Here is an 11707-nt window from a genome sequence, read left to right as displayed (position 1 = left end):
CGCGTGGCTACAGCTTCTCCACCGGCGCGTACCGCAGCAGCAGCCGCTTCGGCTTGACGTCGCCGAAGTCGACCGTGGCCTCCGCGTTCGAGCCCGTGCCCTGGACGCCGACGACCGTGCCGAGTCCGAACTGGTCGTGCGTGACGCGGTCGCCGACGGACAGCGCGACCACCGGCTTCTCCGCCCCGCCCCGGCGCGTGGCGAAACCGGACGCGCCGGCGGCCGAGGAACGCGAGCGGGACGAGAGCATCGAGGCCGGCGACGACGCCACCCGGGACACCGGACCGGAGGACACGGGCGCGGTCGCCCCCGTCCGCTTCCAGTCGACATGCGTCGCCGGGATCTCCTCCAGGAACCGGGAGGGCGGGTTGTACGACGGCTGCCCCCACGCGCTGCGCAGCGACGACCGCGTGAGATACAGCCGTTCACGCGCGCGCGTGATGCCCACGTACGCGAGCCGGCGCTCCTCCTCCAGCTCCTTGGGCTGGCCGAGGGCGCGCAGATGCGGGAAGACGCCGTCCTCCATGCCGGTGAGGAAGACGACCGGGAACTCCAGGCCCTTGGCGGTGTGCAGGGTCATCAGGGTGATGACGCCGGAGCCGTCGTCGTCCTCGTCGGGGATCTGGTCGGAGTCGGCGACCAGGGCGACCCGCTCCAGGAACCCGGAGAGCCCGGCCGGCGCCGCGACCGCGGCCTCACCCTCACCGGCCTCGCCCGCCTCGCCTGCCGCACCGGCCTCCTGCTCGAACTCCAGGGCCACGGCGGCGAGTTCCTGAAGGTTCTCGATACGCGTCTCGTCCTGCGGGTCGGTGGAGGCCTGCAACTCGGCGAGGTAGCCGGTGCGTTCGAGCACCGCCTCCAGGACCGTCGCGGGCCCCGCGCCCGACTCGACGATCGTACGGAGCTCGTCCATCAGCACGTTGAACCGCTTCACGGCGTTCGTCGACCGCGAGGCCATGCCGTACGCCTCGTCGACGCGCTTCAGCGCCTGCGAGAAGCTGATCTTCTCGCGCTGGGAGAGGGCGTCGATCATCGCCTCGGCGCGCTCGCCAATGCCCCGCTTGGGCACGTTGAGGATCCGGCGCAGCGGCACCGAGTCCTCCGGGTTGGCCAGCACACGCAGGTAGGCCAGGACGTCCCGGACCTCCTTGCGCTCGTAGAAGCGGACGCCACCGACGACCTTGTAGGGCAGGCCGACCCGGATGAAGATCTCTTCGAAGACGCGGGACTGGGCGTTGGTGCGGTAGAACACGGCGACGTCACCGGCCTTCGCATCGCCCGCGTCCGTCAGTCGGTCTATCTCGTCGGCGACGAACTGCGCCTCGTCGTGCTCGGTGTCGGCGACGTAGCCGGTGATGCGCGCGCCCGCGCCCGCGTTGGTCCACAGGTTCTTGGGGCGGCGGGACTCGTTGCGCTCGATGACCGCGTTGGCGGCGGACAGGATCGTCTGCGTGGAGCGGTAGTTCTGCTCCAGGAGGATCGTCGTCGCGTCCGGGTAGTCCTCCTCGAACTGGAGGATGTTGCGGATCGTCGCGCCCCGGAAGGCGTAGATCGACTGGTCGGCGTCACCGACGACGCAGAGCTCGGCGGGCGGCACGTCGAACTCGTTCGGCGGTACGTCGACCGGGTGGTCCGAGGTGCCGACCAACTCCCTGACCAGGGCGTACTGGGCGTGGTTGGTGTCCTGGTACTCGTCGACGAGGACGTGCCGGAAGCGGCGGCGGTAGTGCTCGGCGACGTCGGGGAAGGCGCGCAGCAGGTTGACCGTCGTCATGATCAGGTCGTCGAAGTCGAGGGCGTTCGCCTCGCGCAGGCGCGACTGGTACATGGCGTAGGCCTGGGCGAGGGTCTTCTCGAAACCGTCGGTGGCCTGGGCGGCGAAGTCCTCCTCGTCGATCAGCTCGTTCTTCAAATTGCTGATCTTGGCGCTGAAGGACTTCGGCGGGTAGCGCTTGGGGTCGAGGTCCAGATCGCGGCAGACCAGGGCCATCAGGCGCTTGGAGTCGGCGGCGTCATAGATCGAGAACGACGACGTGAAGCCGAGCCGCTTGCTCTCCCGGCGCAGGATGCGCACGCACGAGCTGTGGAACGTCATCACCCACATCGCGTTGGCGCGCGGCCCGACGAGGTGCTCGACGCGCTCCTTCATCTCACCCGCGGCCTTGTTGGTGAAGGTGATCGCGAGGATCTGGCCCGGGTGGACGTGCCGCTCGGCGAGGAGGTGGGCGATGCGGTGGGTGAGCACGCGCGTCTTGCCGGAGCCGGCGCCGGCCACGATGAGCAGGGGGGTGCCGGCGTGGGCGACGGCCGCGCGCTGGTTGTCGTTCAGCCCCTCCAGCAGCGCCGCCGCGTCCAGCACCGGGCGCGGGGCGCCGTCGCGGTAATAGGCGTCCCGGTCCGGAGGCACGTCGAACTTCCCGCCGAACAGATCGTCGGGAACCGACTCCGGTCCGTGATCGTCCTCGGGCGGTGGCGGGGGTTCCCCCTCGTGGGCACGGGGGCCCTGGAGGTCCGCCAGGAAGCTGTCGTCAAAGAGGCTGCTCATCGCTCTCCGAGTCTAGAGGCCACCACTGACAACCGACCGCCGTCCCGGAAACATCCCCCACACTCACCTCCGATCGCCCTCCACACGTACCCCTGGCCACCCCCCTTCCCCCCGGACACTCTCCGGACACCCTCCGGAATTCCGCGGTCACGATCCGCGATCGACGCGGCTGCGGTACGAGACCACGACCCCGGGTCACGAAAACGTATCGGGCATATCACCCATCAAACTTCACACGACCCACACGAGTTGGCTACCGTTCCGACAGGCCGCAGGACCCCCGCCGGCGAACGACGCCGGGCCGCGCGGCCTCCGCCGGGTCCGGCGCGCCCGCTCGCGCCGGCCGGAGCCGGGGACCCCGAAGCCTCGAGGTGAATCGGCCCAACTCCCGTACGGGAGACGGCCGTAGGGCAAGCCTTCCGACCTTCCGAGCCACCTGCCCGAGCCCGACAGCCGACCCGGTGGGCGGAGTTTTGGAAGGAGTCGCCTCCCTTGGCGTCGCAGCACCGCAAGCCGCGCTCCACGGGCCCGCGCGTGGCAGGCGTCCGTACGCCCGCCCTCGCCACCGCCGCCCTCACGTCCGTGGCCCTGCTCTCCCAGTCGGCGGACGCGGCCCCGTCGGACGACGGGGCGCCGAGCCTGGAGGAGGTCGAGAAGAAGGTCGACGACCTCTATCGCAAGGCGGAGTCGTCGACCGAGAAGTACAGCTCCGCCAAGGAGAAGACGCCCAAGCAGCGCAAGCAGGCCGACAGCCGCCCGGCCGAAGCCAGGCCCACCGCCACCCGCGCCTCCGCGCGCGGTACGACAGCCTTCCCGCGCGCGGACACCCCGCAGGGCTACTTCGACCAGGACCAGTTGATGAGCCGGCTGGCCGACCGCCGCAAGAGCACGGCCGATGCCCGCGCCACCGAGACCCCCGCGACGCTCACCGCCACGACCGGCCCGACCAACCCGACCGACACAACTGACACGACTGACACGACTGACACGACTGACACGACTGACACGACTGACACGCAGAGCGACCTCAAGACGGCCAAGGCCACCGTCCAGAAGAAGCTCGGCGACGCGCGCGAACTGCTGTCCCAACTGACGGCCCAGGAAGCGGCCCGCAAGGCGGCGGAGCAGGAGGCAGCGCAGGCGGCGGCACAGACGGCGGCGCAGGCCGCTCAACAGGCCGCAGCAGCACAGATTGCGGCACAGGCGGCTGCACAGACGGCGGCGCAGGCTGCTGCGCAACAGGAGAGCACAGCCGTCTCATCGGACACGGAACCCTCGCCCACCACCCCCTCTGCGTTCCCTTCCGCCTCCGCCTCCCCCTCGCCTACGGACGCCGCGTACGCCACCAAGGCCAACAAGGCGCTCACCTTCGCCCGCGCACAGGTCGGCAAACCGTACGTCTGGGGCGCGACCGGCCCCGACTCCTACGACGGCGCCGGCCTCACCCAGGCCGTCTGGCGGGCCGCCGGCGTCACCCTCCCGCGCACCACCTACGACCAGGCCGACGCCGGCACCACCGTCGCCCTCGCGGAAGCACAGCCCGGCGACCTGATCCTCTTCTACGACGACGTCAGCCACGTCGGCGTCTACATAGGCAACGGCATGCTGATCCACGCCCCGAAGCCGGGCACCTACGTCCGCGAGGAGTCGATCTACTACGACGGCGAGCCGGCCATCCACAGCGTGCTCCGCCCGGCCTGAGAGCACGCACGCGCGCGTGGGCGCATGTTCGGAGGCGTGAAGCGTAAGGCGGAGGCGGGCGGTGGGGCCGCTCGGGGCGTCGGCCGCGCGTATTTCTGCCCGCACGCGCGCGTGCCCCGCCCGCAGGGCACAGCGTGCTCCCTAGCATCGGCGCATGCCCGGCTCCGCTGCTCCTCCCTCCCCCACGCCCCCTCCCACGCCCCCTCCTGGCGGCTCCCCGCTCCGTCTCTGGTGGGTGCGGAGGCCGCCGGCGGCCGGGGCGGCGGTGATGGCGACCGGGATCGTGTCGGTCGGGCTGCACCTCACGGGGTACGAGGTGCTGTTCCGCGTCACGCTGGCCATGACGGGCGCCGCCTGGCTGGCGCTGGCGGCGGACTTCGTCGTCCGGCTGCTGTGGGCGCGCGAGCGGTGGCTGGCGGCGGCCGGCACGCCGGGGGCGCTGACCGCCGTGGCGGCGACGACCGTGCTCGGCGTGGGCGTCTCTGCGCTCGGCAGGCAGCCCCTGGCCGAGGCGCTGCTGGCGCTGGCGGCGGCGCTGTGGCCCGTACTGCTCGTGACCGTAACAGTGACCGTGGTGACCCTGACCGGGCCCGTCGTCCGACAGTGGCAGCGAAGCATGCCAGGGACGGTGTTCCTGTGCTGCGTGGCCACGCAGGGCCTCGCCGTGCTCGCCGCGGTCCTCGCCGAGGCGGAATCGGTGGCCTGGCCGGCACACACCGCGCTCGTACTGTTCTGGCTCGGCATCCTGTTCTACGGCGTCGCCCTGGCCCTTTTCGACCCGCGCCAGGTGGCCGAGGGCGCCGGGGACCAGTGGATCGCGGGCGGCGCCCTCGCCGTCTCGGCGCTCGCCGGGGCGAAACTCCTCGCGGCCGACGACGGCGGCCTGTACCTGTGGAACGCCGACGACACAGGCGTCCTGCGCGCGACGACCGTCGCCCTGCTGGTGCTCGGCCTGGCCTGGTACGCCGTCCTGCTCGTCGCCGAGGCACGCTGGCCGCGGCCGCGCTACGACGTGCGCCGCTGGGCGACGGTGTTCCCGATGGCGATGACCGCGGCGGCGACCCTGTCCGTGGCCGCCGCCGTCGACGTCCCGTCGCTGAAGGGGCCGGGGCAGGTGCTGCTGTGGGTGGCGGTGGCGGCGTGGCTGACCGTGGCCGCGGCGGCGCTGGCCGCAGCCCTGGCAGCCGTCAGGTCCAGAGCACCGCGATGAAGATGTTCGCGATGGTCAGCAGTCCGACCAGGCCGAACAGGGGCTTCTCCACCGTCTCGTCGTCCCGCTTCACATAGACGAGGCCGAGGATCACGATCAGCAGGGCCAGCTTCACGCCGATCTTCACGGCGTTGACGGGCTGGTCGTCCGCCTGGTTGAGGCCGACCAGGATCATGCCGGTGACCAGCATCGTCGCCGCGCCGTGCAGCATCGCGGGAACGAAACGGGCCGTTCCCTGGCCCATCACCTTCATCTGTGTGAGGAAGCCGCCCAGGAGCGCGGCGATGCCGATGATGTGCAGGCCGACGAAAAGGTGGATGAGTACGCCCATAAGGCCGGATGCTAATCAGCCCCCTCCACCTCACCCGACACCGGCCCTCCCTCATCCCTTACGTGACAGCCCCGCGAAAGGGGGCCGCCCGGCGGCACTTAGATATATGCGCTCCATAGCACCCGCCCCACGGCGATGTCCCGAAATCACCGCTTCGGTCAGCGCCGTGCGAACCCGACGCGCCCGGCCCGGATTGTCGAACACATCCGGTCACCCGGCAGTCCGCTCGCGTCACTTCCGTACTTCGCGTTACCGACCCGACATAACCGGGCCTAGCGTCCTCCCCCAGGTGACCGGCTCCCCACCGCCGCCCGGACCAGGGGCGGCAGTCGGCCACCACCGCCGAGAAGTCCGGCGGCGGCCCGCCTCCCCTGTGCGGGCCGCCGCCGGACGCGTCAGCCGCTCCCCCAGGCCGCCCGCCCGCTCCCCCGGCGGTCACCCGGCAGGCCTGCGGACGGACAAGGCGGTCGTACGAAAGGACGTGCAGTCCCACGTGGCAGCGCACCGCAAGCCCCGACAGCGCTCGCTCGGCGGCCAGACGGCCCGTACGGCGTTCACGCTCGCCCTCGCGGGAGCGGCAACGGCGACGGCCTTCGACGGGACCGGACAGGCCGAGCCGAACCTGACTCCGGCCCAGGTCAAGGCCAAGGTCGCCAAGCTGTACCAGGAGGCGGAGGAAGCCACCGAGAAGTACAACGGCGCCCAGGAGAAGGCGACGGCTGCCGAGCAGCGGCTGAAGAACCTGCGCGACGAGGCGGCCCGCAAGGAGGAGAAGCTGAACTCGGCGCGGGAGGCGCTGGGTTCGATGGCGGCGGCGCAGTACCGCAGCAGCGGACTCGACCCCTCTGTGCAGTTGGCGCTCTCCGACGACCCCGACCAGTACCTCGACGGCGCCGCCTTCGCCGAACGGGCCGGCGACCGCCAGTCCGCCGCCGTCACCCGGTTCCGCGGACAACTGCGCGAGATCGAGCAGTTGCGCGGCGCCGCCCACGTCGAGCTGGCCTCTCTCAGGACACGTCAGGCCGAACTGAACGCGCACAAGAAAACGATCACCGGCAAACTGGACGCGGCCCGCCGCCTGCTGTCCCGGCTGACGGCGGCGGAACGCTCCCGGATCGGCGAGGGAGACGTCGCCACCCCCACGGGCGACCGCGCCTCACGCGCTTCGACAGACGGCCGCACCGGCCTCCCCGCACCCGGCTCCGCCACCGCCGACGCCCCCAACTCCCGTGCGGCGGCCGCCGTTTCCTATGCCTACTCCAAGCTCGGCAGCCCCTATGTGTGGGGCGCGACCGGGCCGAACGCCTTCGACTGCTCGGGGCTCGTCCTGGCCTCGTACCGCTCCGCCGGCGTCTCCCTCCCCCGCACCACCTACGCCCAGATCGGCGCCGGCCAGCGCGTCTCCCGCTCCGAACTCCTCCCGGGCGACCTGGTGTTCTTCTACTCCGGCATCACCCATGTCGGCCTCTACATCGGCAACGGCCAGATGATCCACGCCCCGAACCCGTCGGCTCCGGTGCGCGTGGCGCCGATCGACGAGATGCCGTTCGCCGGCGCGACCCGGGTGGTGTGAACCCGGTGGCGTGAACCCGGCTGCTGCGAGGCCCCCGTTCACACCAGCCGCCGTGCCGTCGCCCACCGGGTCAGTTCGTGACGGTTGGACAGTTGGAGCTTGCGCAGCACCGCCGAGACATGCGACTCGACCGTCTTGACGGAGATGAAGAGCTGCTTGGCGATCTCCTTGTAGGCATAGCCACGGGCGATGAGCCGCAGAACCTCGCGCTCGCGCTGGGTGAGACGGTCGAGGTCCTCGTCGACCGGCGGGGCGTCGGTCGAGGCGAAGGCGTCGAGGACGAACCCGGCGAGGCGAGGCGAGAACACCGCGTCGCCCTCCTGCACCCGGAAGATGGAGTCGACCAGGTCGGTGCCGGTGATCGTCTTGGTGACATAGCCCCGGGCGCCGCCCCGGATCACCCCGATGACGTCCTCCGCCGCGTCCGACACGGACAGTGCGAGGAAACGCACCGGCTGCTCGGCGTCGGCCATCAACGGGGCGCAGCGCCGCAGCACTTCGACCCCGCCGCCGCCCGGCAGATGGACGTCGAGCAGGACGACCTCGGGCCGGGTCGCGGTGATGACCGTGACCGCCTGGTCGACGTCCGCCGCCTCCCCGACGACCTCGACGCCGGTCTGCTCGGTCTGGCCGATCTCGGCCTGCACGCCCGTACGGAACATACGGTGGTCGTCGACAAGGACCACACGCACCTGGCGCCCACCGCTGCCACCGCTGCCACCGCCGAGACCCTTCGCCGCCTCGGCCGACTCCACAACTCCCCCCGCTCCGGCTGCTCCCACCGCGCCCTTCGCACCGTGCGCGTCGGTCGCCTCGTGCGTGTCAGTCGTGTCGGTCGTCTCAGTCGGATCGTTCGTGTCGGTCTGATCGTTCGTGTCGGTCGTCTCGGTCGGATCGTTCGTGTCGGTCTGATCGTTCGTGTCGGTCGTCTCGGTCGGATCGCTCATGACGTCTTCTCCGCCCTCTCCATCTCCAGCTCGACCTCCGTGCCGCCGCCGGGGACCGCCCGCAGCCGCGCCGTGCCGCCGTGGCGCTCCATGCGGCCGATGATCGATTCTCTAACGCCCATGCGGTCGGCGGGTATCGACTCGAAGTCGAAGCCGGGCCCACGGTCCCGGACGGACACGAAGACCGTCCTGCCCTCGACTTCGGCGTAGACCTGCACGGCGCCGCCGTCGCCACCGTACTTGGCCGCGTTCACCATCGCTTCACGCGCGGCCTGCATCTGTGCGCCGATCCGTTCGTCGAGCGGGCAGTCCCCGACGACCACGACCTCGATGGGGACGCCGTGCTTGTCCTCGACCTCGGCGGCGTTGCGCCGCACCGCGTCGGCGACCGTGGTCGGCTCGTCGGCCTCCTCCTTTCCGGTGCCCTCGGGTTTGTAGAGCCAGGTGCGCAGGTCGCGCTCCTGGGCGCGGGCGAGGCGGCGCACCTCGCCGGCGTTCTCCGCGTTGCGCTGGATCAGGGTCAGGGTGTGCAGCACCGAGTCGTGGACATGGGCGGCGACCTCCGCGCGTTCCTGAGCGCGGATGCGCATCAGGCGCTCCTCGGAGAGATCCTGCGTCATGCGCACCAGGTAGGGACCGGCGAGGAGCGTGATGCCGACGATCACGGCGAGGGCCGCCTGCAGTACGGAACCGAGGTGGGCGGCGGAGCCCTGTAGGACGAAGGTGCCGGAGACCCCGGCGGTGACCAGCAGGACTCCGGCGCCCGCGCGCAGGAGCGTGAGCGTACGACGTCTGCGGCCGGCCTCGACCCAGCGGGCCCGGCGCGCGTTGTCCGCCTGGCGCCAGACGAGGGCGACGCCCGCGCCGACGAGAACGGCGGGCAGCAGATACGCCTTGGCACCGCTGCCCAGATTCACGTTGCCCACGAAGACCATGGCAACGACGACCATGAGGAGCAGGGCGACGATCTGCCCCTTGTCCGGCTTGCGGGCGACGAGTCTGCGACGGCCGTCGGGAGCCGTCTCGGTGGCGACGAACGCCGGCGGCTTCTGGTCGCCGACACCGCCGATCCCGAGCGGCACGAAGAACCAGAAGGCCGCGTAGAGCAGGGCACCGAGGCCGTCCGCCATGAACAGGCCGGCGAAGACGAGCCGCACCCACACGACGGGCAGCCCGAGATGCCCGGCGAGCCCCCGCGCCACGCCACCCAGCCAGCGTCCATCGCTGCTGCGGTAGAGCTTGCGCGGCGGCCGCGGTTCGACGAGTGGCGCTGCTACGGCTTCCGGCATGTCAACGATGGTTCCACGGGGTCCGGTGCCGGGCATCAGGGTTCGTCCCCGAGACGCCCCTGATCTTCGGAGCCCTTCCAGGTCGAACACCTCCCCGGCCCCGGGTCAGGGCCGATATCAGGGTCCGACCAGGGTCATCCCGACTGCCGCGAGGGCGGCTCGCCCGCCACCATGGAGTCATGACAGATCACCAGCACGCCGCGGACGCCGTGCCCGACGGGGGCACCGCGCCCGACGCGGCCGCCCCGTCCCCCGGCGCCCAGGGTGCCGCGGGTGAGAAGCCGTGCGCGCACGAGCGGGCGGGCGCGCACGGAGAACAGGGAGGCCACGCAGAAGGGGAAGGCGGCCCATCTGAGCAAGCGGACGCCAAGACATACGACAGGACAGCAGCCGAGGCGGCCGTCGAGGCCGCGACAGCCGCCGGGGCCTGGGCCGGGAACAGGACAGCGGAAGAGGAAGGAGCGGGGACAGGGAACAAGTCGGCCGCCGGTACCGAAGCGGGCGGTCCACCGCCCAGATTCCGGCGGGATCGTGAGCACAAGATGCTCGCCGGCGTGTGCGCGGGCCTCGGGCGGCAGTGCGACATGGACCCGGTGATCTTCCGGATCACGCTCGCCGTGCTCTCCGCGACCGGCGGCATCGGCCTCATCTTCTACGGCTTCGCCTGGCTCTTCGTCCCGTACGCGGACGACGGGCAGAACGAGGTGCGCAAGCTTCTGACCGGCCGGGTCGACGGCCAGGCCCTCGCGGCCGTGCTGTTCGCGCTGGTCGGCTGCGGGGTGTTCCTGTCGATGCTGAACAACGGCAGCGTGCTGACCTTCGCCGTCGTCGTCTCCCTGCTCCTCGCGGGCGCCGGGTACTGGTCGCGGCACCGGGACTCCTCCGATGCCGACCCGCTGGCCGCCCAGGCCGTGGCCGACGCCCCGCCGGAGGCCCAGGCGCCGCCGGTTCCGGCCGCCTACCCCTCCTGGTGGCGCGACCCCATCGTCAAGGACGGCACGCACGACGGCGGCACGGGCTACCTGTGGGGCCCGTGGCCGTCCGGCAGCCGGGACATCACGGCGACCATCAACGTCGATCTGACCGGCCACACGCGCCGCCCCGAGGACATACGCACGCGGCGCGAGCCGTACGCCGAACCGCGCGGGCCACGCTGGGTAGGCGGCTGGATCTTCCTGCTCGCCCTGCTCGCCGGCGGCCTCGTCACCCGGCTCGCCTGGGACGAGCACCCGCTCGGCACCAGTCTGCAGGCCGGCCTGGCGGCAGCGCTCATCGTGCTCGGCGTGGGCATCGCGGTCAGCTCGTTCCTCGGGCGTACGGGCGCGGGGTCGGTGTTCCTGGCGATCGTCACGGCGGGCCTGCTGGCCGGCACGGCCGTCCTGCCGAAGGACATCGGCACGCACTGGAGGGACACGACGTGGCGGCCCACGGCGGTGGCGGACGTACGGCCGGCCTACGACCTGGGCACCGGCGCAGGCACCCTGGACCTGTCCCGGCTGGCCCTGGCCAAGGGGCAGACGGTGACCACCAACGCCGAGGTGGGGGCGGGCCGACTGCGGGTGATCGTGCCGTCGGACGTGACCGTGAAGGTGAGGATCGATGTGGGGCTGGGAGACATCCAGCTCCCGGGCGACGACAAGAAGGACGTGGATGTGGAGCCGGGCAAGCACAAGGAAGTGACACTGTCGCCGCTCCCGGGCAAGGCGGACGCCGGGACCATCGACCTCGACCTCCAGGTCGGCGTCGGACAGGCGGAGGTGGCCCGTGCTGCGTCATGAGTTCCGGCCCGGCAGGCTGGTCGCCGGCGCCTGCTTCACCCTCGCGGGCGTCATCTACGCAGGCGACGCGGGCGGCCTCTGGGAAACGCCGTGGTTCGTGATGATCCCCGTCATCCTGGCCGGCCTCTGCCTGGCAGGCGCGACGGGCGTGGCGGCCCGGACCATACGCAGACGAAGCGCCCCGTCCCACCACACCTCCACAACCAAGCCCGGCCCCGACACGGCCCCCTGAGGACACGGCCGCAGGGCCGCAGGGCCGCAGGGCCGCAGGGCCGCAGGGCCGCAGGGCCGCAGGGCCGCAGGGCCGCAGGGCCGCAGGGCCGCAGGGCCGCA

The 11707-nt window shown here is 71.6% G+C and carries 9 protein-coding genes and 1 riboswitch; of the genes, 5 read left to right on the top strand and 4 right to left on the bottom strand.

The features are described from left to right. Positions 1-7: 7 nt before the first annotated feature. Complete coding sequence (pcrA, locus tag BMZ82_RS17220) at positions 8-2545, bottom strand: DNA helicase PcrA (protein ID WP_093776648.1); 2538 nt, start codon at positions 2543-2545, stop codon at positions 8-10. A 327-nt stretch (positions 2546-2872) separates the two neighbouring features. Beyond that, positions 2873-3030, top strand: a riboswitch (cyclic di-AMP (ydaO/yuaA leader). A 7-nt stretch (positions 3031-3037) separates the two neighbouring features. Here pcrA and BMZ82_RS17215 point away from each other — a divergent pair. Both BMZ82_RS17215 and BMZ82_RS17210 read left to right on the top strand, forming a co-directional pair. Continuing rightward, positions 3038-4246, top strand: a complete 1209-nt coding sequence (locus BMZ82_RS17215) for a C40 family peptidase (RefSeq protein ID WP_093776646.1) — start codon at positions 3038-3040, stop codon at positions 4244-4246. Positions 4247-4400: 154 nt separating this feature from the next. Beyond that, a complete protein-coding gene (locus BMZ82_RS17210; RefSeq protein ID WP_093776644.1) occupies positions 4401-5456 on the top strand; it encodes a tellurite resistance/C4-dicarboxylate transporter family protein in 1056 nt (351 codons plus the stop codon). Here BMZ82_RS17210 and BMZ82_RS17205 read toward each other — a convergent pair. Further along, entirely contained in the window at positions 5434-5787 is a 354-nt protein-coding gene (locus BMZ82_RS17205; RefSeq protein ID WP_093776642.1) for a hypothetical protein, read from the bottom strand. The two genes, BMZ82_RS17210 and BMZ82_RS17205, sit on opposite strands and share 23 nt — an antisense overlap. Positions 5788-6280: 493 nt before the next feature. Here BMZ82_RS17205 and BMZ82_RS17200 point away from each other — a divergent pair, with 493 nt between their 5' ends. Then, positions 6281-7360: a C40 family peptidase gene (locus BMZ82_RS17200; protein ID WP_093776640.1), complete on the top strand. Its 1080-nt coding sequence runs from the start codon at positions 6281-6283 to the stop codon at positions 7358-7360. 38 nt (positions 7361-7398) lie between these two features. Here BMZ82_RS17200 and BMZ82_RS17195 read toward each other — a convergent pair whose 3' ends face one another. Together BMZ82_RS17195 and BMZ82_RS17190 are read right to left on the bottom strand one after the other, a co-directional pair. Next, the gene (locus BMZ82_RS17195; RefSeq protein WP_093776879.1) at positions 7399-8115 is read right to left on the bottom strand and encodes a LuxR C-terminal-related transcriptional regulator; all 717 of its coding nucleotides are present in this window, start codon (positions 8113-8115) and stop codon (positions 7399-7401) included. A gap of 188 nt (positions 8116-8303) precedes the next feature. Then, positions 8304-9596 carry an ATP-binding protein gene (locus tag BMZ82_RS17190; protein ID WP_093776638.1) on the bottom strand — a complete coding sequence of 431 codons (1293 nt, stop codon included), beginning with the start codon at positions 9594-9596 and terminating at the stop codon, positions 8304-8306. A 179-nt stretch (positions 9597-9775) separates the two neighbouring features. Here BMZ82_RS17190 and BMZ82_RS17185 point away from each other — a divergent pair, with 179 nt between their 5' ends. Both BMZ82_RS17185 and BMZ82_RS17180 read left to right on the top strand, forming a co-directional pair. Next, complete coding sequence (locus tag BMZ82_RS17185; protein WP_093776636.1) at positions 9776-11374, top strand: PspC domain-containing protein; 1599 nt, start codon at positions 9776-9778, stop codon at positions 11372-11374. Continuing rightward, complete coding sequence (locus BMZ82_RS17180) at positions 11361-11606, top strand: hypothetical protein (RefSeq protein ID WP_093776634.1); 246 nt, start codon at positions 11361-11363, stop codon at positions 11604-11606. Before BMZ82_RS17185 ends, BMZ82_RS17180 begins: the two co-directional genes overlap by 14 nt. Positions 11607-11707 lie beyond the last annotated feature (101 nt).

This window comes from Streptomyces sp. yr375 (genome assembly GCF_900110755.1).
Lineage (GTDB): Bacteria > Actinomycetota > Actinomycetes > Streptomycetales > Streptomycetaceae > Streptomyces.
The sequence above is the reverse complement of the archived record's forward strand: the minus strand, read 5'-3'. Positions and strand labels throughout refer to the sequence as shown.